We start from the raw sequence: 24229 nt of genomic DNA on the forward strand, positions 1-24229 counted from the left end.
CAATTTAGAGGGGGCATACTATACTGGTATTAAAATAAAGGAGAGAGAATTATGGATTACACACGGAAAGTAGATGAAAAAGGTAACCCTTACTTGGAAGTCCATGTTAAAGATTTTGCTCTCACTTCCAATCCCATCCTCAATAAAGGCACCGGCTTCTCACATGAGGAGCGTGAGGAGTTTCGGTTATTTGGTCTTTTGCCACCAGAAGAAAGTAATATTGTCGAGCAGCGGTCTCGATCCTATGAGGCCTTCAAAAGTAAGGGAACGGATTTAGAAAAATACATCTATTTACGCGATCTGCAAGACTCTAATGAAACACTGTATTACAGCTTACTCTGCGACCATATTACTGAAATGATGCCCATTGTTTACACACCCGTCGTGGGTGATGCCTGTATACATTTCAGCCATATTTATAGACGTCCTCGTGGTATTTTCATCGCTTATCCTTACCGTGATCGTATTGATAAAATATTGGAGAATCCCCGTTTCGATCAAATCAAAGCCATCGTGGTATCTGACGGAGAACGTATCTTAGGTTTGGGTGATCAGGGGGCTGGTGGAATGGGGATTCCTATTGGCAAGTTGGCCTTGTATTGTGCTTGTTCTGGCATCCATCCTTCTGCCACCCTTCCTGTTTTACTCGACACGGGAACGAATAACGATGAGCTTCGTAAGGATCCTTTATATATAGGTTGGCGGCATGAACGGGTTCGTGGTCAAGACTATGATGATTTTATTGAACGTTTCATTCAGGTTCTAAAAAAGCGTTTCCCACATATACTCTTACAATGGGAAGATTTTGCATTGCAGAACGCAACGCGCCTATTAGACCGCTACCGCGATGAACTTTGTACGTTCAATGATGATGTTCAAGGCACTGCAGCCATTGCCACAGGAACGCTTTTATCAGCTGTACAAGTTACAGGCGTACACTTAAAAGAGCAGCGAATTGTCATTGTTGGTGCAGGCACAGCTGGTTGCGGTATCGCTGAATTGATCGTCCATGCCATGATGGAAGATGGTCTTTCTGAAAAACAAGCCAGAGAGCGTATCTACATGGTCGATCGTTATGGTTTGCTCATCGAGGGCACGAAAGACTTGCTTCCCTTCCAACAAAAATGGGTACAACCTCAAAAAGCCCTCGCCAATTGGGTTCGTGAACATAATGACATCATCAGCTTGAAAGATGTCATTAAAAATGTGCATCCAAATGCTTTGCTTGGAGTCTCAGGACAGGCTGGTTTATTTACTGAGGCGATTGTACGGGAAATGGCTCAGCATGTTAAACAACCAATCATTATGCCCCTATCTAATCCCATTACGCATAGTGAAGCTGTACCAAGCGATTTAATGCTGTGGACTGACAATCGTGCCGTTCTCGGAACGGGTAGTCCTTTTGGAACAATTGTAAAAGATGGGAAGCTATTCCGTGTCGATCAAACAAATAATGTCTACATCTTCCCTGGCATGGGACTTGGGCTTATCTCAATCAAAGCAAAACGAGTAACTGATAAAATGTTTATGATGGCGGCAAAAGCACTTGCTGCCTGTTCACCAGCCAAAAACAATCCGAAGTCAAATCTACTCCCACCACTCACACAAGTTCGTGAAGTATCCTATCAAGTAGCCTTTGCGGTAGCCAAAGAAGCCGTAAATTCTGGTCTTGCTGACCCCATGAGTGATGAAGATATTGAAAAATGCATTCGCAGTCATATTTGGAAGCCTGACTATGTGCCTTATAAATACAAACCCAAACCATAAGATAAGGAATACGGATGCAAAAAAGAAAATTAGGCTATTGGGAAGCGCTCTGCCAGTCTGGAAACGATATTTTTCATGGAAATGGCCTCATTGCAGCCGTAGCGAAGTTCTATCATCCCCAGCTTGATCTAAAACGATTTCGTCAAGCACTTGCTCTTTGTCAGGCATCACAACCTCTTCTACGAGCGAGGATAAAAAAAGGTGCTAAAGCTGAGCAATTTATTATTGATCCCCCTGGAGCAACTTATCTTCCGTTTCAAGTTGTTGGTAGACGATCGGATTTTTTATGGGAATCTATCATTGAGTTAGAATTAAATCGGCCTCCACGCAATCAAGATTATCAGTGGCGATCAATGTTGTTATACGATGACACTGAACCGCATTATGAATTTATTTTGATCGCTGGTCATAATATTGGTGATGGGTTATCCATTGCTTATTTTTTCGATAGTTGCTTTAAAATTTACCAAGATCTCAACCCAATCCAAGAACATCCCTTTTATCCTCCTGTAGAGGAACTTTTAACACACATGGATAATCAAAAGACCGTTCCTCCGTCTGATTTTGACGCTACGCCGATTTATTACCAAGCAACAGTTCCTTTAGGTGAACGCGTCACCAGAAACCTCTACCATACCTTTACAGCCGAACAGACTCACTCCCTAATGACTCATTGTAAAAACAGGGGATTTTCTGTCAATGCGTTTGTCAATGCAGCAACTCTACTAAGTTTGGTTAAAACATTAAACCAAAACCTGTCAACAACACTGCATACTCCCATCAATTTGCGAAAATGGTGTCAACCAGAGATGCCAAATGATTTTTTCGGCTGTTACGTCTCTGTAGTCACGACTTACCATCCAAATGTGACTGTATTGAGTGACATTAATGTTCTCGCTTCCAATTATGAACACCAGCTAAAAAATGTACGTCTACCGGGCGATGCCATCTTCCCCTGCAAGTATGATAAAGAGGATATTATCAAGGCAGCTGCTTTATGGAAGGGAAGTATCGATCGTTTCTCCATGGGACCAACGGTAACCAACATCGGCCTACTTCCTTTTAACAATCGATACGGAGAATTGGAGTGGTCTGAGTGCTACTTTTGTACATCGCGACAAAATGCCGATATCCCCATTCTTTTAAATGTTCTAACTCTAAACAAGAGGTTAATGATTGCCTTTACTTACACTGAGCCCATGCTAGATGAATCGTTTATGCGCACCTATGTCAATCAATTTATCCCCTTGCTGCGAATAAAAACCGGGACAAAATAAAAAACAGATCGTTATTTCATTGAATTAAATCAAAAAAATGTACTATGTTTCTAATAGGGACTAATGAATTTGCATAACTCATTGCTATTGAGTTCTTAGAAAGACTAAATAGGAGGGCAAATCATAGTGATGGTTAACACGTTTCCAGGAATAAACAACCGTAATCAAATAAAGATATTGCTTGGTAAATTGGAGAATAGCATATTAGGGAAATATCTAACACAAAGTGAATTAGATATTTTAATTCAACATAGCAAGCTTAGTGAATTTGTATCCGGTGACATTATCCTTAAGCAAGGGGAAGAGACGGATAGCATTTATATTATCATTGAAGGCCAGGTTAGCTTGATAGCCCGCACTATGATACAAGGGAGCACTAATATTGAGACGCTTGGGCCTGGTAGTTTTTTGGGCGAAATTTGTTTTATCGAAAAAGTCCCTTGTCCCTTCTCTGTTATTGCAAAAACTCACGTAAAATGTCTGGTTATTAACGACACATACTTTGAGCTGTTATCGGCTTATCCAGAAATTAAATATAAGCTTCTAGAGACACTTTCACGCCAGGTATGTGATCGCCTGCAACGTATCCATAACAAAGTGACTGAGTGTATCACCAATTCCGACATGGTGAGTTTGTCCTTTTTGGGAAAAGTAGTCTCTACTTTCAATCAACCCAAGCAAATCACGTTTGAAGGAGCGAACTTAAGTAAAGAACAAATGATGCAGAAACCCATCTTTAAGTTATTTGATAACGATGAGCTCGAAATGTTGTTTGCACGTATGGAACTGTTGGAGGCATCTAAAAACTGCAAATTAATTTATGAAGGGGAAAAAAGAGCTTCTTGTTATATTGTTCTTCTTGGTGCTGTCCAATCAAGCATAGCTCATGATAATAAATTGGCCAAGTTGTCTGTTATAGGCCCTGGAACCCTGTTTGCCGGGGTGGCGTGTGTGGATGCCGATTACCCCTATACCATTACCTTTACTACCTGCGAACAGGCCATCTTATTAAAAATAACAGATACTCTGCTAGCAGATATTCAAAAAGAGAAACCCCAACTCTGGTATAAGTTGTTTACTTTAATTTGCACATCCTTAGTTGCTTTAGAAAAATCTATTGATAAGTTGGATATTCGGCTTCATATTGAAGCCTATAACCGGTAAAAAATTATGTGCAGAATATTATCTTATCTCGGCAAACCAATTTTGATTGAAGAATTACTATATAAGCCTGATAACTCGTTTATTAAGCAAAGCTATCATCCTAAGTACATGTCTCATTTGCTTAATCTAGCAGGCTTTGGTCTTGCAGCTTGGGATGAGACATCACATAACCCTAAATTCCCTCATTTATATAAGACCCCTCAACTGCCTTTTTATGATGAAAATTTAAAAAATTTAGCTTCGAAAATTTCACCTCATTGCCTTTTGGCTCATTTACGTGGAGTTTCATATCATGATAGACAGATTATCTCTAATCAGAATGTACATCCTTTTGTATTCCCCAGCTCCAATGTAGCCTTAGCACATAACGGTGCTTTAAGTCATTTTGCTCTTATGCGCTATGATCTCTTAGAGTATGTCAATTCAGACTATAGGAAAGACATTACTGGTACCACGGATAGTGAATGGATCTATGCCATTTTCCTATCTCAACTACCTAGTCCAGTAGGGAATTACGGAATTGAAGAAATTACAACAGCCATTACTGAAACATTAAAAATCCTTCAGCGTGTACGTTATAAAAAGAACATCAAAATCAATTCACCAGTCAATTTATTTATTAGCAACGGTGAATTTATCGCCGCGACGCGCTTTGTATTGGATTATGGCTGGCAACCAGCAGATGTTGTGCCAAACACGCATTTAAGTTATCACTCCCTATGGTATACCTATGGTGAGAGTTATGGCTATTACGATAATGAATATAAAATGAAAGGTAGTCATGTAAAATCGAGCATTATCATTGCCTCCGAGCCCTTAACCGAGGACACCACGACATGGCTCGAAGTCCCTGAGTACACCCTGATCATCGCTCGTCATGAAGATAATGAAATCAAGATCATTTCTCAGGACATTAATATTTAAGTTACAAGGGTCATGGGGGCTGTTGACAGATAACGCCAGCTCAAGAGCCCCAAGGGAATATGTATTGGTTGCTTTGTACAGGCTGATAAAGATGCCGGACGAGCAACACGTAATTGTAAAAAGCCAGCCTTAGGTTCTTTACTTAAAATATTGATCCTTAAATGTCTGGTGCCAAATGCGTGTTCCCCCAAGGTTGTTTGTAAACAAGGATAGATTCCTAACTCCTCAACCAAATAAAGGTAATGCGCTTTCTCACCTGCAAGTAGACAGCCTCTAGATAGCAAGAGTTCAATAACCTGAGCAGGGTTTTGCTCACCTATCAAGCATTCTTCTCCTCTCTTCCAATCCTTTTGCGCCAACTGCTGTGCCTGGAACTCCAGTTGATAAATTACCTCTTTTTCCTCTAAGAATTGGTTCAGCCCTTTGTAATATAAAAATATATTTTGCATTCCTGACAGCACCACCATCGAAACTATCAAAAGAATCATTATGGTAGTTAATAGAATGATCCCGCCTTGCCTTTTCATGATCGTATTTTTGTTTCAATAATTAAGTTATCTTTATTTTTTAGCCCCAACTCAACTCGCAACAAGCTCAGGCCGTGATTATATTGCAACTGCGCGGACAACTTGTTGACTGCTGGTGTTAATTCTTCCGCATGATCCCTTTGATAATATAAGGCTTTTTCTCCTAAATGATTTTTTTGAATGAAAAAGTTCTCCTTTATCCACTCCCCAAGATAGACTGGTGCTGTGTATTCGAAACCTAAAGACTTGCTTAGTCCAAGAACTGTTTTGCCAGCGTTACGTCGAACATAGGAAACTTGCTGCACCTCGGCATGATAGCAATCAGCAATAACGATCCATTCCCCTGTTGTAAAATGCACACCAGACGGAACAATAAGCATCTCCGGTGTTACCTCTGATATCAAACTAAAGTATTCGCTCATCCGCTGGATACTTAAAGCATCAGGTCTTACACCTATTTCAATTGCTCTCAATGGCTTTTTCCTACGGTAATCACAACTATTTAATAAATTAAGATTCAAGCAAGGAGTAAAGCCAGCACGTCTTGCGCTATTGCGTATCAAATCTTCTACCAACTCAAGTTCTAAACCCTGTTCGAATAAAAGATAGGCATGACGATATCGACTTTTGGCGGTTAGATAATGTTCTGCCAGGGCTGTAAGCAGTAAGATGCCTAAAAAGAGACTTAGCATGATTTCCACTAAACTCAAGCCGTTTTGTTTGCACATTGTTCACATTACCTAGTGATCAATGATCGTTGCAGTTGGCAGCAACCAGAATTTGCAGGTTCAAATCCCCAAGCAAGACTTAATATCAGCCCCTGTGAAATTTCTGTTTTGGTGAGTTCATAGGGATTTTGCGGTTTGGCTAAGGGTTGTCGCGCAAGTACGCGCTCAGAATTGTTATCAAGTAGTGTTGATGCAAAAGCACGCTGTAGGGCTCGTTGCAGAAACTGACTGACTTGCAATTGTTGTTGTAAAAGGGCTAAAGAAACGCTCGTGACTAATATTAAGCTAACCAATACTTCCAGGAAAGAAAAGCCTTGAATTTTCATTATCATCCATAATGCGATTGTTGTCTTGCACCGATAGATTATCTTCTGGATGGGTAGATTTGCAATAGTTAGCAGCAAGTTTTAATGCTCTGTACTACTATAGCGACAGCCTAGGAACGATTAAAAAGAAGTTTTTTACATGACAGGCTGTCACTGTACTACTTGGTTTCCTTAATTTGATTGTCATCCTATCTCTTTAATACAGTCGATTTGAACTGAAAAAAGCAGACGTAGTGGGTTTCTTTTGCTCTTCATTTTCTGGAGCGCTTTGGGCTAAGATGCTAGAGTGAAGCAAATTCAATATGATTTCATGGTTACCTTTCTCAGGGATCACAACATCAGCGTATTTCTTTGTTAAATTAACTTCGTCATTAAACGGTTTAATTGTCTGGTTATACTCATCAATATTTTTTTTGACATCTTCAGCAAGCTTTCTGCGCAAAAAATTAGCCAGACAGCTTTCTGGTGATGTCTCTAAAAACAACTTAATCTTTAGGCTTTCACCCAGGAATTTTTTTAATGAATCGTCGATATAAAGGGAATGTCCGACTAATAAGATAATCCCTTCTTTTGTTTCGATGTCTTTCTTTAGCTTTTCATAATCGATGCTATTAGTAACTCGATAGCTAGATTCATCAAGAATGGTTATTGGAGTTTCCACCTTTAAGCGTAATTTTTTTGCAAGCTCGTTTACAGCAGATTCCAGGGGTCCACAAATAGCAATTACGTACATAATATCGCCTCTTTGAATTAATTTGGCGCATCATATCGAATCAGTTATCAAGAAGTCAAATTACATCCCAAACAAAACATTCACTTTTTAGTAGCTCTTAGGTAATATCTCAGTCTTCGCAATGATAAGGAGATACCGTTGTCCTGTGACTATCACCTTCTACCCCATCCCGGCATTCAGTCTCTCAAACCTTACATACCCGGTAAACCAATTGAAGCTTTGACACGCGAGCAAGGCATACAAGATATTATTAAACTCGCCAGTAATGAAAATTTCTTAGGATGTAGCGCCAAAGCTCAAGAAGCCCTGGCTCGAATTTCACCGGTTAAGATCGCAAGTTACCCTTCTCCTATGAACCATCCCTTATATCAAAAATTGTGTGAGAAATTAGGCATCTCTACAGACATGCTTATCTTGAATAATGGTTCCGATGCTTTATTTTCTCTCATCTTAACCACATTTGCTTTATATAGTGGCAAGCAAATGGTAACGCATGAACAGGCGTTTATCTCCTACCACTTGCAAGCACAAATCTTGGGCATACCCTTTAAAAAAATCCCCTTACTAAGCAATTGGTACCCTGATATCGATGCCATGATTGCAGCTAGTCAAAAAAAAACAGCCTTGGTGTTTTTAGCGAATCCCAATAATCCCACAGGGATACTTATTGAACTCAAGGACGTGAAGCGACTTTTAACTCAGGTCCCTGCGGATACCATCGTGGTCCTTGATGAAGCCTATCATGAATATGCTTATCCACACGGAGATAAAGCCAGTATTGAACTCTTGCACCAATACCCTAATCTGATTATTACTCGTACTTTCTCAAAAGCCTACGGGCTTGCTGGGTTGCGGTTAGGGTATGCTATCTCCAGCCCGGAGATCACTAAGCTTTTATTGCGAGTCACCCCCCCCTTTGCAGTCAATCAAGCAGCCCTTGAAGCAGCAAACGCTGCCCTTGATGATGAAGATTTTGTGCGACACACCCTTGATTTAACTGCGAAAGGTTTGCACCAATTGCAATCAGGCTTGAATACCTTAAACGTGGGGTATCTACCTTCGCATTGTAATTTTATTACCTTTGATTGCAAAACAAATGCCATGCCCATTTATGAAGGCTTATTACGACAAGGAGTGATTGTTCGCCCACTTGATGCCTACAACTTACCTAATCACTTACGTGTAACCACGGGAAATACTGCTCAAAACACCCGCTTTCTTGATAGTCTTGCCCGATGTCTAAAGACCCTAACCTAAAGGAGCCTATTAAAGTGAAAACCGATTTAAGTCAAAAACATTGTGAATCTTGTGAAGGAATAGGAAAGCCATTAACTGCTGAACAAATTAATCATTTGATGCCGCAATTGGATAACAATTGGAAAGTACAGAGTGACAATAAGGAAATCAAACGCTCTTTTAGTTTTGCCAATTTTTATGAGACTATGGCCTTTGTTAATGCAATTGCCTGGATTGCCAATACTGAAAATCATCACCCTGACTTGGAAATCGGCTACAACTACTGCCATGTCCGTTTCATGACACATGCCCTGAAAGGCTTATCCCACAATGATTTTATTTGTGCTGCCAAGATTGACGCACTGTTGCAGTAAAACATCCCGCGATAGAACCTTAATTTATTTAGGGTCTGTTGACATTTCGCTAGCTTGCGCCAAAATGGTTTGATTTTCGAGCACCGCAACGCAGCATACATAAGTATGTGAGTAGCGGAGCACAGAAAATCGAATCATTTTGGCCAAGATAGTAGAAATGTCAATAGACCCTAGGGTCTATCGTCAATTTCCTTACGCTGACTGGGGAGAAAATCTTTTCTATCCAGCCCCATAGCCACGGCTAATGCTCCAGCAACATAGATAGATGAGTAGGTACCAACAACGATACCGATGATTAAAGCTAATGAGAATCCGCGAATGGTTTCCCCACCATAGATAAACAAAGCCACAACCACAAACAGCGTTAGCATTGAGGTCATGATGGTTCGTGACAACGTTTGGTTGATGGAGATATTCATAATCTCCAGGGGAGTTGCTCGGCGAATCTTAACGAAGTTTTCGCGAACACGATCAAAAACAACAATGGTATCATTTAACGAATAACCAATGACAGCGAGCAAACCTGCTAAGGCTTTTAAATCAAACTCGATTCCAAACATGGCAAATATACCAAGGATCAATATCGGATCGTGAATTAAAGCCACGGCTGAACTGACGGCCAAGCGGTACTCAAAGCGCATGCCAATGTAAATCATTGTTGCCAACAAAGCAACAAGAACAGCCAAGGCACCCTTAGTTGCCAATTCTTGACCCACCTGTGGTCCAACAAAATCAACTCGTTGTTTAGTTGCACCTGGAAGTTGTTGCATGACAGTGTCAACTAATTTGGTTTGGTCAACATCAGCACGAGGAGCAATGCTAATCAAAACATCTTTTGAAGTGCCATAACTGATGACTTGTGCTTCCTTAAAACCTGCTTTGTAGAGGTTTTCACGCATGACTTCTAAATTGGCCGCTTGTGGATAGGAAACCTCTATTTGTGTTCCTCCCGTGAAGTCTAAACCCCATTTTAAACCGTTTATAAGCAAGGCAAGGATTGATACTATAAAAATAATTGCAGACAGCAGGGCGGTCCACTTACGCGCCCCCATGAAGTCTATTTTTGAATTGGGATTAAAAAATTCCATCTATGCCTCGTCTCAAATACCAATTGAAAGTTTTTTCACACTTCGACCACCATAGTACCAATTTACAATGGCACGAGTATATATGATGCTCGTTAACATGGATGTTAGTAAACCCAAAGATAAGATCACCGCAAAGCCACGGATCGGACCGCTACCAATCGCAAAAAGTATTATCCCAACGATAAGTGTGGTCACATTCGCATCCACAATCGTTGCGAACGCGCGATCATAGCCAGCATAAATGGCAGCCTGTGGAGATACTCCATTGCGCAATTCCTCACGAATCCGCTCGTAGATAAGAACATTAGCATCTACCGCCATACCCACAGTTAGCACGAATGCCGCTATCCCGGGCAAAGTTAATGTATTGCCAATTAAAGACATCAGCGCACTGAGCAGAATCAAATTCAAAAATAAAGCGATATTGGCCACTAGCCCAAAGAAACGGTAATAAACAAGCATTAATACTATGATTAAGCCCATACCCACTTCTAGAGAAACCAGGCCGCGGCGAATATTTTCTTTCCCAAGAGAAGGACCAACAGTACGTTCTTCCACAGGGTAAATAACAGCAGGCAAAGCACCTGCACGCAAAAGCAAGGCCAAATTGCTAGCTTCCTTACTATCAGACAAACCGGTAATTTGGAAATTGTTCCCTAAAGCACTCTGAATCACGGGCGCGCTGATGACACGCTCTTCACGCTTAGTCATCCGTTTTTCCACACCATCAATATTATAAGTATCGGTTTTGCTTTCTACGAACACAATGGCCATGCGTTTGCCAATATTTTCTCGAGTGATCTTGGTGAATAGGCTTTCTCCACCACCCCCTAGCTGGACTTGTACCGCAGGTGTACCCGTTTGCTGATCGAAACTTGAAACAGCGCTGGTTATTGAATCACCGCTCAATACAATTTGACGTTTCAATAGAATCGGTTGCCCATCCATCATATATAATTTGCTATTCACAGGAATAACACCCGTTTGCTTAGCAACTTGTGCGTCATTATCCTGATCTACCAAATAAAATTGAAGAGTAGCAGTCCCCCCCAGAATCTGTTTCGCTCGGGCAGCATCCTGAATTCCAGGTAGATCAACACCAACACGCGTTGCGCCTTGCTGCTGAACGACCGCTTCACCTACACCCAACTCATTAACACGATTACGTAGAATACTCATCGTTTGCTCGATGGTATTTTGGCGAATGGTATTTAATTCAGTGGGAGAGAGAACCGCAAGAATGGTATTTGTCACAGGAGACTGACTGATTAACAAATCAGGAAACTTATCTTTGATTTCTGCTATACCCGCATCCATCGCCTCAGGGGTACGAAATCGTATATCAATTCCTTTGTCAGCAATATAGCGAATACCTGTGTAACGAATGCCTTCTTCCCTTAGATCTTGACCGATGCTTTTCATGAGTCCTTCATAGCGGCGACTAATAACACTATCGACATCAACCTCAAGCAAAAAATGCACTCCACCGCGCAAATCCAGTCCCTGCTTCATAGGTTCAGCACCAATTCTGCTCATCCATTGTGGAGTAGTTGGTGCAAGATTCAATGCTACTGTATATTGCTCTCCTAAAGCATTTTTAATCGTATCACGCGCCAGAAGCTGCGTATCAGTTGAGGCAAATCGGATCTCCAAATGATCGCCAGAAGTCGTTATTGAGTTATATCTTATCTTTGCATCGTGCAATATGGTTTCTACATGCTGACTCAATTGCCCCATATCTACGGGGGATTGTGAAGAGATTTGTACAGCGGGATCTTCACTGTACAAATTAGGAATGGCATAAATCAAGCCGATCACCGCAATGATGATCAGCATAACATTTTTCCACAGAGGATATTTATTCTGCATGTTTTGTCCCTAGCCCAACTTAAAGGGATTTAATAGTGCCCTTCGGCAATACCGCACTTACTGCACTTCGCTGGATATTAATCTCAACGCTCTCGGAAAGAGCAACTTTAATATATTGATCATCAAGGTTGACAACTTTTCCTAAGATCCCACCAGAAGTTACAATTTCATCGCCTTTTTTTATTTTACTAATCATTTCACGATGTTCTTTAGCGCGCTTATTCTGTGGCCGAATCAACATAAAGTAGAAAAGCACAAAAATGGCAACAATCATGATCAGCGAAAACGTTCCATCAGCTTGTCCTGCTTGAGTTGTCGGGGCCGCAGCCATAGCATTGCTTATAAAAAAACTCATACCATTCTCCTCACATTCGCTGTTTAGTCATTGCACTACTTAGGGCGTGTCCCCAAGGGGTAGAGCAAGGTGGGTGACATCATATCTAGATTTCTATCTCACGTAAATGAAAGAACCAAGAATTTCATCCCATTTACCGAATTAGGGAACGTCCCTAAAGTTTCGCGAGGAGTGAAAAAGTGAGGAATTGAGGCTAAATTTGCCGGTCGGTCGAGGCGAATAGCGAATACTATCAACTACTGCCTCTATTTCTTGATACAACAACGCCTATTGTTACAGCAGCAACTACAGCTACCGCTGCTAATCCAATGTTCCTCTTAGAGAAGAAACCATACCCACCAGATTCCTTCTTGTGAGTCTTTCTTTTTTCTGAAACATCTTTAATTATAACAATTTCCTCATCATGACCAGTTTCCCATACTTGTGCCTCAGATACAGGGGGCGCTTCTACTGGAGTAAAATGCTCCTTAATTTTTTCATCCAACGTTGTTAAAGATGTTTTTTTACTAGAGCAAAGTAATATTAATTCCTCAACGTGCTCTTTGTCGGTTGTGGTATACAATACCCCTTGTTGGTCAATGACACCGAATTTCAAATCCTTCTTTACTTCTTTAAGCTTATCTTGCAATGCAAGCATAGCTCTCAGTCGTTCTTTTAAAACAGTTTTTATTCCTGCAGCAGAAGCATCTTTAATGACAAATTTCGCATCAATAAGCTCAGGATAGGGTATTGCCTCTGTATCCATGGATGCAAAAACACTATATAAATTGTCCGCTCTACCATGAACTACTGATTCAGTATACTTACCCTTATCATCTTCCAATCCTCCACCAACCAATTTTTTCCCTATAGCTCCTTCTGAGCCTGGTTTTAGTGTTTTATAAATACCTTCTGCTTGGGTAAATTCAGCAGCTGGACTCAGGCCCGATTCGCAGTAGCGCGTGCTATTTCCTGTTTTTTTATAATATTCTTTTAGAACGCCATGAGCAGCCTCTCGAATACAACTACGCAATTTTTTCCCTAATGCCGATTTATTCGTGTATTCAGATAGAAGTCCGTTAATGCACACTCTTCCATTTAAATCATCTATCGTTTTAGCATTAGCGCGCACCGTTTCAAAGAAGTCTTTGTACTCTTTTTGGGTTGCAAGTAGTGTTTGTATTTCTTCGTTGTCAGCAATTGCCTTACAAACCCTCTGTATCACGGTGAGATCATTGGTATCTTTGAAGTCTAAAGTGCAGGTTTGGCCTATATTTCCATCGCTCTTAAAATTAGCCAGGACATCATTGTCATTTTCAATCCCATAGACATAACCCACCGGGCTATAATAATACCTTTGACCGGGGTTATATCGCGTGGTCGAATGTCCCATTTTCCCCTCAAACCATGATTGCACAGAATTCGTTGTAGGGAGTGTTGAACGTTCAAGCGGATCAGTCGTGCGTAGTCCATCTCGCTCGTAAGATGCACCATTTAAATGGGTAATATGAACCACTGGAAGGCCACCACCTTCTCCCGGTATCTCAACGCGCTCATTTTTTTGAATAAATTGTATTGCCCTAAAAAAATATTTCATAATTGTTTTTCTCTATAAAATCTAATTAAGTAACAAATTAGATGCCTGTATACTTAACGTCCAAATTGATGTATTAGAGATTAACATGATTTTTATTAAGGCATTATTAATGCGTTTAACAACAGCTAAATGTTTAATAAACAAATTGTTTTTTATTTGATGAATTTGATTATTATAAACACAATGCGGATTAAAACTAGAAGAACGTTGTTTAAGCCATCGTTTAGCTCAAATGCTAACTTGGTTTTTCAATGGCTGCGACTATAAAAACTGTTCCCTGGGGAGAATTCATCAGGTTCCATTTTATCTTCATTCTCGGAATTAATGAGTGACATGACATCCTCATAAACAGAAGGAGCCAATGTTTGAAGTTCCGCGTGGATCCTGCGGGTATATTCCGCGGTAATATAATGTATGCAGGACACAGTCCAGTCATCTAGAGAAATATCCTTATCACAATAAAAACGCTTATCTATTATGTGTTTTATGAAAAGATGCTCACTATTATTAGGCTGAAATAAATTATTTAAACTGATCAATCGCTCTCGTAACCAGAGTTGTTTTTTTGAATCACCAAGGTATTCGGTTAGCAAATCAGAATACTGCTTGGGATTTAATGAGCCTCCTACAGCTTTAAGAATGAGATAGATACATCCTCTCCTGCTTGTATCCGATTTAGCCAACGTCACAATCTCTTTGATGCACGGACCAATACGATCCTCATATTGCTCATTTAATAAATGTTTTTGAGTTTCGTTCATACCATCTTTACGTATATATTCGACCATTAAATGGGTTTTTGTTTTCTAGCCTTCTAACAGTAGATGTTAGATGTGTAGTAGGTGTTGTTATAACTTGAGGTGTTCTTAATTTTATCATCTTATTGAGCACACCACAACCTAACATTGTTTCCCATCTCTGTACATGACAAAAAGGCTGTCATGCCCGCGCAGGCAGGCAACCATTTTGGGTTTGGCACTAAGGTAATTTGAGATAACTCACTGACATACAATGGAAATCATATAATCTTGATCGCCAAGGAGGTTGTATGCAATTCGTCCTATTCTGCCCATAACAACTGATTAGTTTTCTGTCGAATCGTTCTACCAGTAAGGCGTGGTGATTTCCCATTGTTCTGGAAACCAATTCCCTCTTAAATCCTCAATAAGTCAACCCTGGTTTAGGCCGACACTTACTTGTGACTTCAGATCATCTAATAAAGCTGCTGTTCTTGTACTTATTTTGCCGCTTCTAACATTCTTATATTTTTCTTCAATTAGGTGAATAGCCTCGTCTATTTCTTTAGTTTTAGATAGCTCTATGAGTTCTTCCAACGCGTCAACTTTTTCTTGCTTAATATGTTTATTAGGATAAGGCCAGCGACTGTTAATTTCTTTATTAAGTTGGTTAATAACATCTTGAATGTTTTGAAGTTGTTCTGAACTAAATTTAGATTGATCAATTTCTAACGTGCTAGAACTTTGTGGATATAAAAATTTTACTGCCTTGGGATTTACAACAATTAATTTTTCAGGCCACAGTAATTCAGATTCTGTAAGATGAAGCATCTTTTTCGTGTTTGTATAGAGCTCCATTGGTCTTGCCGAGACTATGTCACTTGCAGTGAATGCAGTATTCTCTTTCAACCATAAATATTCGTTGCGATATATGTTAGGACTGGCAGAAGCTCTTGCCCCTAAACGATCCAGTGGAATTCTGACTTTCACTATAATAAAATAACTGTAATGACTATGTTGATTAACAATATCTTCAGCTTCTTTAAATGATTCTCCAACCTGAAATGTCCTTCCCCTGAAAAAATTTGTCAATAATTCAGAAAGCTTTGTAAAATCGAAGTTTGAAGCAAATTTTTCTTGCTTCTCTTTATCTAATTTTTGGAGTAGAAGTTGGAACTTTGCTCTCCATTCACGCCTCCACAACTCATCTTTATCATAAATTGGCAATGGAATAAATACTGTCTTATGTGTTGGTATTGTTTCAAAAGCGCTTTTAGTCATCACATACTTCCGCAAACTTGAGAGCAATTTCTGTAGTTATTGTACATAATTATTATTAAGCTAAGATTAAATATGATTCCATGAACAGGCGGGCGAATTGCCTCAAATTATCTGTTGCCGAAGGATGACGTAAATAAGTCCATAAATTGCTTCGTTGCCTCAATATGGCTGTTGCCGAGCGAGAGGAACAGAAATGGGGCAAGTGAATATGGATTTGTATCTAAAAATACAGCGTATCCGCTATCAACGAGGCAATAGAGCGTTAAAAAAACGCATTCTGGATGAATTTTGCGAGACGCATCATTATCATCGCAAAGCAGCAGCTCGTTTATTAAGACAGTTACCCATTTCTGATAAAAGTCCGAAGAAAGTTGGAAAAAAGAAGACCTATGACCCATCCATATTGCTGGAGCCTTTAAAAAAGATATGGCTTGGCACGGATCAGATGTGTGGTAAACGATTAAAGAGAGCTCTTCCCTTATGGTTACCTCATTATCAAAATCATTATGAGCCTTTAGCGGCGGAGATATCCTCTCAACTGCTAACCATGAGCGCTGCTACAATTGATCGCTTACTCAAGCCTGTTAAAACTCGCTATGGAAAAGGCTTAAGTGGAACAAAGCCTGGAAGTATTCTCAGGAATCAAATTCCAGTCAATACGAATCAGTGGAATACTAACGAAGTGGGTTTTATGGAGGCCGACAGCGTTGCGCATTGTGGAGCATCACTAGCCGGTGATTTTGTTTGGTCTATTACGCTGACGGATATTTTCAGTGGCTGGACAGAAATGCGGGCCACTTGGAATAAAGGAGCTCATGGTGTCTTGGGGGGTATTCAAGACATAGAAAAAAATTTACCTTTTGAAATCAAAGGGTTTGATTGTGATAACGGCTCAGAGTTTCTCAATTGGCATCTCATTCATTATTTTACTGAGCGGGACCCACAAAAAGCGGTTCAATTTACTCGCTCTCGTCCTTATAAAAAAGACGATAATGCACATGTTGAACAAAAGAACTGGACTCATGTGCGTCAACTGTTTGGTTATCATCGTTTTGGTAATCCAAAGCTCGTTGAGCTTATGAATGACTTATATTCTAACGAAGTCTCCTTGTTATTTAATTTTTTCTATCCTTGCATTAAGCTCATTGACAAAGTACGAATTCAATCCCGTGTAATCAAAAAATATGATCAACCCCAAACGCCCTATCAGCGACTGATGACGTCGAATGGTCTTACTCTCGCTCAGAAAACAAAATTACAAGAGACCTTTAATACACTCGACCCGTTTGACTTGCAAAAAAAGATTCAAAAAAAGCTAAAATTAATATTTAGATTAGTGAATATTCAACATGTAAAACAAAGAAAGGCTCTTTAATGAAAGTCTTATTCAATATTGTAAAAAGACAGGAACATAAAGCCTGTGGATATGATGGACGAGTCCTTCGGACCAGCCTGTGCCCTATGGGACGTGTGGACAAAACCATGAATAACAAAAAGACGTTATTCACAGTTATTGCCCACACTCACAGGCTTCTCGCCCACACACCCACCAGGCTCAATAGCAATTATTTTTTAATCGCAACAAAACCTCTCAAAAGCAACACCTATTCTGAGGCAACGACTCAGTATATTTTTTGTCCTTCGGCAACAGGTTCTATTGAGGCAACAGGCGGGGGCACAGATTGCGTACTTCAATTTTTGACCAAAGTGAGGAATGTTCGAGAAAAGAATTGTCCCAATCAAATGAAGCTCACTTAACACCATCGACTTAACAAGCGTAGCAACTGTCTTGAATTAAATTTAAGATAGTTGCTACGCTTACTTTGATAACATTAAATAGCCTTAATCTTTTGTAATTACTTGGGATGTACCGCTTATTATTTGAGGATAAAAATTCTTATTTATTCGGTATTTGTAATGCGTATATTTTTCTGCAGAGCGTGCTGATAATAATAAACATTGTGTTGAATAAGAAAACGCTGACACAGCAGTGGTGTGTGCAGAAAGAGATGGTGAAGATAGGCACGTGTGAGTTTTTGCTGACATGTAGGACAAGCGCAATGCTTCTCGATTGTTATGTGTTGATGAGCCATACCGATGTGATGTATCTCTAAGAGACCACCTTCACTATAAACTTCTCCTGCTAAAGCCTGTTTCGCAGGCATATCTGAGATGATTTTCAGATGATATTCTGCTAAAGGCGCTAATTCCGTTAAAGCAAAATCTCCAGCCAAATAAACAACTTTCTTCCCGTATTGTTTGAGTTGATTGAGAACGTTGGTAAATGACATCTCTGGCTGGTACTGTACATAATAGACAGAATTATCCCTAGAGATTGAATATACCTCATGTGGTGGAATTAAGGGTAGTATGCTTTTTGGCGCTGAGGATAGGAATTGTACATCAAAATCGTCAGGCAAAAGAACGATATCTGGGTGAAGGGTGATGATTAGAGAAACAAGTTGTCTTCTTTCTATTCGTACACGACTCCCATCATAGGGAGATAGAATAGTATAAACACCTTCATTATTTGCAGGACTTAAACGAGCATCCAAAACAATGGTACCTTGCCATCCATAATAGGTCTTTAAATTTGGCAGAGAATTAAGGAGGGAAACCCCAGGTTTCAGTAGCAGAATATGAAGCTGCAAACATACCGTTTGCACACCTGTTTCTTGCCAGTTCGCTAGTGTTAAACAACCACCCGCCGGCGTGGTCAATATTGGGATATAACTGTTTTGTTTTTGTAGTCTTTTATTCATTGAATTCTTATCACAACAATAAACTAGCATCACCATAACTAAAAAAACGGTATCGCTGAGCAATCGCTTCTTGATAAAGGGCCATTGCCTCTGGATGACCTATAAATGCTGAGACCAACATCAACAATGTGGATTCAGGCAAATGAAAATTAGTAAGCAAACCATCACAAATTTGAAATTGATAACCCGGGTAGATAAAGATATCCGTATCGCCTTGATAAGCTTTTAAAATACCTCCCTGTGCAGCGCTTTCCAGACTACGCAACGTTGTGGTTCCTACAGCGATTACTCGATGGCCTTTTGCCCGTGTAGAATTGACTGCTTCAGCCAATTCTTCACTAATACTGAACCGCTCATGATGCATTTTATGTTCTTTAATATTATCACAGCGGACGGGACGGAAGGTTCCAGCACCCACATGCAAGGTTAGGTAAGCCAAATGAATACCCTGTTCTTGCAATTGTTGTAGCAGAAATTCATCAAAATGCAATCCTGCAGTGGGTGCTGCGACAGATCCATCATGCATAGCATAAACGGTTTGATAGCGATCGAGATCGAGGGACTCATCGGCACGACAAATATAGGGGGGCAGAGGGACATGTCCTATTTCTTGCAGCATGGTCTCAGCATCACCTAACACTCTGCAGGAATATAAGTCATCGTTTTTACTAATGACTTCAATCTTCCAACCTTTATCCAGAAAAATGAGCGTACCCGGTTGAGGTGATTTGCTGGCTTTCATATGAGCTAATAGTAAATTATCACCCTGAAATCGCTCTATCAGCAGCTCAACTTTTCCGCCACTCGCCTTTTGTCCATACAAACGTGCTGGTATCACTTTAGTGTTATTCATAACCAGCAAATCACCCGCTCGAAAAAATTGCGTAATTTCTCTAAATTGATGGTGATTACGCTCTCCTGTCCGCCGATCATAAACTAATAAACGTGAGTCACTACGGTTTGCTAAGGGGTATTGCGCAATCAATTCTTGTGGCAAATCAAAATAAAAATCTTGTTTCTTCATTTTCCAACCTGACAACTCGTTGGCAGTATTATATACCTTATTTCGATTTGAAGTATGATATAGAGATGGAAACATTATTATTTAGGAAAATTATGCTCATTACTTTCTACAGCGATGCCTATGAAAATATCGTTATGTTTGGCCACATAGCCCAACACCTTTTAAAACTCATGGGGCATAGTGGCTGCGTACCGGGAGCTATTCTAGCTAAAGACGTGCCAGAAGCTTTAGCACGCTTAGAGAAAGGAATTGAAAAAGAAAAACAGCAAGTCCCTAACCCAAAAAGCAAACCCAACGATGATGAGGAACCTGAAATTAGTTTAGCCCATCGTGCATTGCCTCTCATTAACATGCTAAAAGCAGCCAGTGTCCAAAAATGCAATGTCATGTGGAAGTGAGGAAAGCATATCATCTCGATCGCCAAAAGGAGCGTATCTCGTGTTATTTCAGGGATTGCAATTGTTCCAAAGTCGTTGGAATTAACTCTGAGACAGTAGGATGGATATGAACCGCGTCTTTGATTAAACTATAGGGTTTATCAGCATACATCGCATCTAAAATGGAGTGAATAATTTCATCTCCACCAACACCTAAAACGGTTGCTCCCAATATTTTTTGACTATCAGCATCCACTAAAATTTTAATGAAACCCGTCGGCTCACCTTTAATAACCGCACGTTTTACTTGAGTCATTGGTCTTTTAGCAACGAATGCTTTGTAACCAGCTTGACGAATTTCACTTTCAGTCAAACCACAGCGTCCTAAAGGAGGATCAATATAAAGGGCGTATGCCATGATTCGATCGGTGACTTTACGTTGAGTATGATTGAGTAAATTATCAGCAACAATTTGATAATCATTATAAGAAGTATGAGTAAAGGCACCTCTACCATTGCACTCACCCATTGCCCAAATATTTTTAACTGAGGTAGCAAGGTAATCATCAACCTGAATCATGCCGCGATTATCCAGTTTAATGTCAGTATTTTCCAAACCTAAATCATCAGTATTCGGTTTTCGACCAATAGCCATTAAGACATGAGAACCATTAATCATTTCTTTATTATTACCGCAGCCTATATGGACATCGATATCTTGATCTGATCTGCTAAAAGCAAGACATTCTGTGTTTAAATGCACATTGATATTTGCATTTTTCATAATGGCCAATACAGTATCAGAGACATCTTCATCTTCGCGTGGGATTAAACGTGGAGCTTTTTCAATCACAGTAACTTTTGATCCAAAAAAATTGAAGGCTTGGGCGAATTCTAGCCCAATGTAACTTCCGCCCACGACTATTAAATGTTTTGGCAGTTTTTCTATATCTAAAATAGAGGAATTGGTCAAATAATTTATCTCGTTCACGCCTTTCATAGAGGGTATAAAAGCACGTGCGCCGACATTGATAAAAATTTTAGCGCCAGTTAATTGGCGATCGTTCACGGTGACTGTGTAGTTATCAACAAATTTTGCATGTCCCTGAAAAACAGTAATATTAGGCGTGTTTTTCAACCATTGCTCAACGCCTTGCGATGCTTTATGAACGATTGCATCTTTCCGAGCTTTGATGTTTTTCCAATTTGCATTAGTTGATCCAATAATATCAATTCCGAAATCATTTGCTCTATGGATTAGATGAGCTACTTCTGCACTAGCTACTAACGTTTTTGTAGGAATACATCCGGTATTTACACATGTGCCACCGAATTTTTTGCGCTCAATAATTGCAATTTTTAAACCTGTATCAGCAAGTCGTACGGCAAGAGAGGGCCCTGCTTGTCCTGTACCAATAATAATTGCATCAAATCGTTCAGCGACCATGGCATCCTCTCTTAATGGGCCTACTCATTTGTTAGCGGCGATTTTTGATTTAACTTTAGATTAAGAAGATCCCTGAGTTCCTTCATTCATGCTATCATATTGTATTTTAATCATGATTTTTAACGCATGTTGAGTCTGCAGCAAATTACCCTTTCTCGTGGCAATAAGATTTTGCTTGAGAATGCCAGTGCAACGATATATGAGAAACAAAAGATAGGTGTGGTTGGTCACAATGGCTGTGGCAAATCCAGCCTATTTGCCTTAATTCTTGGTGATTTACATCCTGATACTGGAGAATATTTCGTTAGCCCGCAAATACGAATCAGTCATCTTTCGCAACAATTGCCGGATTGTGAAGAGAGAGCGCTGGATTTTGTGCTTGGTGGTGATGACGATTATATCGCTTTACAAAAGCGATTGGCTTTGGCTGAGGAACAAAATGATCATGCCGAGGTCCTTCTTTGTCATGAACTCCTTACTCAAAGTGGTGGTTATAGCAAACCTGCAAAAGCCGCTTCCATTATGTCTGGATTAGGATTCAAAACAGAGGAGCAAATAAAGCCTGTAAATAGCTTTTCCGGGGGATGGCGCATGCGTTTGAGTCTCGCTCGCTGTTTGATGAAACCTGCTGACTTGCTCTTACTGGACGAGCCAACAAACCACCTGGATATGGAAGCCATTTTTTGGCTGGAACGCTGGTTAAAACAATGTCCCAGCAGCATGTTGCTTATTTCCCATGATCGCGAATTTCTGGATACATTCGTCAGCCATATCTTGCATATCGAGCAGCAGCGTTTGCATTTATACAATGGCAACTATAGTCGTTTCGAGCAAACAAGAGCTCAACAATTGACTTTACAACAGGCGCTTTACGAAAAACAACAACAGAAGATAAGCCATATGATGGCCTATGTGAATCGTTTTCGCGCTAAAGCATCTAAAGCAAAACAAGCACAAAGTCGACTGAATGCAATTGCCAAAATGGAGCTTCTTGCGCAAGCGCAGGTAGACTCCCCATTCTCATTTAATTTTTATTCTTCACCTCGCGCCAGTAATCCTTTAATTCAATGTACTCAGGTGGCTGCAGGTTACGATGAGTATCATCCTATTTTGAAAAAATTAAATTTAACCCTTAACCTTGGCGACAGAATTGCCTTGCTCGGACCTAACGGTCAAGGAAAATCAACGCTGATTAAAACACTTACCGGTTCACTGCCACCGCTATCTGGAACCATCCATCGCGCACAGCACCTACAAGTTGGTTACTATGCTCAGCATCAATTGGATGAGCTGGATATTAAATTAAGTCCTATAGAAACCATTCAACGCCTATCCCCCGAAACCAGAGAACAGTCGATTTGTGACTTTTTAGGCGGTTTCAACTTCATTGGCGACATGGCAACGAAGCCAATTCATTATTTTTCAGGAGGTGAGAAAGCAAGGCTTGCTTTAGCAAAACTTGTTTGGCAAAAACCCAATCTTTTATTACTGGACGAACCCACAAACCATCTTGATTTAGGCATGCGCGCAGCGATAGAAATTGCGCTGCAAAGTTATGAAGGCGCCATGATTCTAATCTCTCATGATCGCCATTTATTGCGCACTACCGTTGATGATTTTTATCTCGTTTATGATCAACAAGTGCAAGCGTTTAAAGGTGATCTGAACGACTACCACCAATGGCTACAAAATAAAGAACAGAAAAAAGAAACAAGTGCACCAGACACCAATCAATACCGTGAAAAAAAGGTCTTGCAAAATCGGATGAAGAAATTGGAACAAATGGTCAATCAATCTCATGAACGCCTTTTGCAATTGGAGAATAGGTTAGCTGACTTATCTCTCTACGAAGATGGTCAACAAGATCAATTGCAAAGCTTACTTAATCTACAAAAACAGCTAAAAGAAGAACTTACAGTGACTGAGGAAGAATGGTTAATTCTCGTGGATGAACTTGAAAATCTTTAATAACCGTTTTTCTGATATAATATCTTTTTAAAGAAAAGTATGATCTCGGTCATTTTTTCATGCCAAATTGGTTTTAAGAAGATTGCCATCATTAAAGAGCACTGTCATGAAGAAAAAGCGTATCATTGTGGGTATTTCTGGGGCATCAGGAATTGTTTATGGCATTCGTCTCCTAGAATTATTGGCTGAAACCGAATATGAAACGCACCTCATCGTTTCGAAAGCAGCACAGCAAACACGCTCCTATGAAACGACATTGTCTGCCCATGAGCTTTCTGCATTGGCTGACGTTTCCTATCATGTCAACGATATTGCAGCTTCTATAGCAAGTGGCTCATTTAAAACCACTGGCATGATTATAGCCCCCTGCTCCATGCGCACTCTGGCAAGCATTGCAAACGGCATTACCTCGAATTTGCTCACTCGAGCTGCGGATGTGGTCTTGAAAGAACGACGCAAGCTCATATTATTGGTTCGTGAAACACCTTTCCATTTAGGCCATATTGAGAATATGAAAAAAGTGACAGAAATGGGGGCTATCGTTGCTCCTCCTGTTCCTGCCTTTTATAATCACCCACAAACGATAGAAGACATCGTGACGCATACTGTGGGGCGTGTTCTGGATTTATTTGATATTGATCTTGATGTTATTAACCGTTGGGAAAAATAAGGAATACCTATGCGTTTAT

Annotated in this window: 24 protein-coding genes; 11 read left to right on the top strand and 13 right to left on the bottom strand. The window is 40.1% G+C overall.

Annotated features, from left to right (window positions below):
• The first annotated feature begins 51 nt into the window (after positions 1 to 51).
• From CKV79_RS09325 to CKV79_RS09340, 4 genes are all read left to right on the top strand, one after another.
• A complete protein-coding gene (locus CKV79_RS09325; protein WP_051546251.1) occupies positions 52 to 1767 on the top strand; it encodes an NAD-dependent malic enzyme in 1716 nt (571 codons plus the stop codon).
• A 14-nt stretch (positions 1768 to 1781) separates the two neighbouring features.
• Positions 1782 to 3044 (top strand): phthiocerol/phthiodiolone dimycocerosyl transferase family protein, encoded by a 1263-nt coding sequence (locus CKV79_RS09330; protein ID WP_051546253.1) that lies wholly within the window; start codon positions 1782 to 1784, stop codon positions 3042 to 3044.
• A 129-nt stretch (positions 3045 to 3173) separates the two neighbouring features.
• Entirely contained in the window at positions 3174 to 4208 is a 1035-nt protein-coding gene (locus tag CKV79_RS09335) for a cyclic nucleotide-binding domain-containing protein (protein WP_035916067.1), read from the top strand.
• Between the two features lie 6 nt (positions 4209 to 4214).
• The gene (locus CKV79_RS09340) at positions 4215 to 5132 is read left to right on the top strand and encodes a class II glutamine amidotransferase (RefSeq protein WP_028374081.1); all 918 of its coding nucleotides are present in this window, start codon (positions 4215 to 4217) and stop codon (positions 5130 to 5132) included.
• Here CKV79_RS09340 and CKV79_RS09345 read toward each other — a convergent pair.
• The 4 genes from CKV79_RS09345 to CKV79_RS09360 form a co-directional block, all read right to left on the bottom strand.
• Positions 5129 to 5581, bottom strand: coding sequence for a hypothetical protein (locus tag CKV79_RS09345; protein ID WP_131796114.1), 453 nt, complete (start codon positions 5579 to 5581; stop codon positions 5129 to 5131). The two genes, CKV79_RS09340 and CKV79_RS09345, sit on opposite strands and share 4 nt — an antisense overlap.
• A 74-nt stretch (positions 5582 to 5655) precedes the next feature.
• On the bottom strand, positions 5656 to 6387 hold the full coding sequence (locus tag CKV79_RS09350) for a hypothetical protein (protein ID WP_028374083.1): 732 nt from the start codon (positions 6385 to 6387) through the stop codon (positions 5656 to 5658).
• A gap of 8 nt (positions 6388 to 6395) precedes the next feature.
• Entirely contained in the window at positions 6396 to 6713 is a 318-nt protein-coding gene (locus CKV79_RS09355; protein WP_035916070.1) for a hypothetical protein, read from the bottom strand.
• Positions 6714 to 6909: 196 nt separating this feature from the next.
• Positions 6910 to 7446 carry a hypothetical protein gene (locus CKV79_RS09360; protein WP_028374084.1) on the bottom strand — a complete coding sequence of 179 codons (537 nt, stop codon included), beginning with the start codon at positions 7444 to 7446 and terminating at the stop codon, positions 6910 to 6912.
• A gap of 138 nt (positions 7447 to 7584) precedes the next feature.
• Between CKV79_RS09360 and hisC the strand changes: the two genes are divergently transcribed.
• Entirely contained in the window at positions 7585 to 8703 is a 1119-nt protein-coding gene (gene hisC, locus CKV79_RS09365; RefSeq protein ID WP_028374085.1) for a histidinol-phosphate transaminase, read from the top strand.
• Between the two features lie 14 nt (positions 8704 to 8717).
• Positions 8718 to 9056 (top strand): 4a-hydroxytetrahydrobiopterin dehydratase, encoded by a 339-nt coding sequence (locus tag CKV79_RS09370; RefSeq protein ID WP_028374086.1) that lies wholly within the window; start codon positions 8718 to 8720, stop codon positions 9054 to 9056.
• 170 nt (positions 9057 to 9226) lie between these two features.
• On the opposite strand, the gene secF is transcribed toward CKV79_RS09370, so the two are convergent.
• The 6 genes from secF to CKV79_RS09400 form a co-directional block, all read right to left on the bottom strand.
• Positions 9227 to 10144: a protein translocase subunit SecF gene (secF, locus tag CKV79_RS09375; protein WP_028374087.1), complete on the bottom strand. Its 918-nt coding sequence runs from the start codon at positions 10142 to 10144 to the stop codon at positions 9227 to 9229.
• A 12-nt stretch (positions 10145 to 10156) separates the two neighbouring features.
• A complete protein-coding gene (secD, locus tag CKV79_RS09380; RefSeq protein WP_028374088.1) occupies positions 10157 to 12013 on the bottom strand; it encodes a protein translocase subunit SecD in 1857 nt (618 codons plus the stop codon).
• Between the two features lie 19 nt (positions 12014 to 12032).
• The gene (yajC, locus tag CKV79_RS09385; RefSeq protein ID WP_028374089.1) at positions 12033 to 12368 is read right to left on the bottom strand and encodes a preprotein translocase subunit YajC; all 336 of its coding nucleotides are present in this window, start codon (positions 12366 to 12368) and stop codon (positions 12033 to 12035) included.
• A gap of 232 nt (positions 12369 to 12600) precedes the next feature.
• Entirely contained in the window at positions 12601 to 13944 is a 1344-nt protein-coding gene (locus CKV79_RS09390; RefSeq protein WP_028374090.1) for a hypothetical protein, read from the bottom strand.
• Positions 13945 to 14192: 248 nt separating this feature from the next.
• Positions 14193 to 14732: a hypothetical protein gene (locus CKV79_RS09395; RefSeq protein WP_028374091.1), complete on the bottom strand. Its 540-nt coding sequence runs from the start codon at positions 14730 to 14732 to the stop codon at positions 14193 to 14195.
• Positions 14733 to 15113: 381 nt separating this feature from the next.
• On the bottom strand, positions 15114 to 15962 hold the full coding sequence (locus tag CKV79_RS09400; protein WP_028374092.1) for a hypothetical protein: 849 nt from the start codon (positions 15960 to 15962) through the stop codon (positions 15114 to 15116).
• A 193-nt stretch (positions 15963 to 16155) separates the two neighbouring features.
• On the opposite strand from CKV79_RS09400, the gene CKV79_RS09405 reads away from it, so the two are divergent.
• Together CKV79_RS09405 and CKV79_RS09410 are read left to right on the top strand one after the other, a co-directional pair.
• Positions 16156 to 17337: an integrase gene (locus tag CKV79_RS09405; protein ID WP_095141685.1), complete on the top strand. Its 1182-nt coding sequence runs from the start codon at positions 16156 to 16158 to the stop codon at positions 17335 to 17337.
• On the top strand, positions 17337 to 17720 hold the full coding sequence (locus CKV79_RS09410) for a hypothetical protein (protein ID WP_095141782.1): 384 nt from the start codon (positions 17337 to 17339) through the stop codon (positions 17718 to 17720). The genes CKV79_RS09405 and CKV79_RS09410 overlap by 1 nt, the downstream gene beginning before the upstream one ends.
• Before the next feature lie 143 nt (positions 17721 to 17863).
• On the opposite strand, the gene CKV79_RS09415 is transcribed toward CKV79_RS09410, so the two are convergent.
• A complete protein-coding gene (locus tag CKV79_RS09415) occupies positions 17864 to 18724 on the bottom strand; it encodes a tRNA guanosine transglycosylase family protein (protein ID WP_051546101.1) in 861 nt (286 codons plus the stop codon).
• Between the two features lie 10 nt (positions 18725 to 18734).
• The gene (gene queA / locus CKV79_RS09420; protein WP_028372754.1) at positions 18735 to 19748 is read right to left on the bottom strand and encodes a tRNA preQ1(34) S-adenosylmethionine ribosyltransferase-isomerase QueA; all 1014 of its coding nucleotides are present in this window, start codon (positions 19746 to 19748) and stop codon (positions 18735 to 18737) included.
• Between the two features lie 65 nt (positions 19749 to 19813).
• Between queA and CKV79_RS09425 the strand changes: the two genes are divergently transcribed.
• Complete coding sequence (locus tag CKV79_RS09425) at positions 19814 to 20146, top strand: DUF1840 domain-containing protein (RefSeq protein WP_231950089.1); 333 nt, start codon at positions 19814 to 19816, stop codon at positions 20144 to 20146.
• A 43-nt stretch (positions 20147 to 20189) separates the two neighbouring features.
• Here CKV79_RS09425 and CKV79_RS09430 read toward each other — a convergent pair whose 3' ends face one another.
• On the bottom strand, positions 20190 to 21572 hold the full coding sequence (locus CKV79_RS09430; protein WP_028372752.1) for an FAD-containing oxidoreductase: 1383 nt from the start codon (positions 21570 to 21572) through the stop codon (positions 20190 to 20192).
• 126 nt (positions 21573 to 21698) lie between these two features.
• Between CKV79_RS09430 and CKV79_RS09435 the strand changes: the two genes are divergently transcribed.
• Both CKV79_RS09435 and CKV79_RS09440 read left to right on the top strand, forming a co-directional pair.
• Positions 21699 to 23540 (top strand): ABC-F family ATP-binding cassette domain-containing protein, encoded by a 1842-nt coding sequence (locus tag CKV79_RS09435; RefSeq protein ID WP_028372751.1) that lies wholly within the window; start codon positions 21699 to 21701, stop codon positions 23538 to 23540.
• A 106-nt stretch (positions 23541 to 23646) separates the two neighbouring features.
• The gene (locus tag CKV79_RS09440; RefSeq protein WP_028372750.1) at positions 23647 to 24210 is read left to right on the top strand and encodes a UbiX family flavin prenyltransferase; all 564 of its coding nucleotides are present in this window, start codon (positions 23647 to 23649) and stop codon (positions 24208 to 24210) included.
• Positions 24211 to 24229 lie beyond the last annotated feature (19 nt).

This window comes from Legionella lansingensis (assembly GCF_900187355.1).
GTDB lineage: Bacteria > Pseudomonadota > Gammaproteobacteria > Legionellales > Legionellaceae > Tatlockia > Tatlockia lansingensis.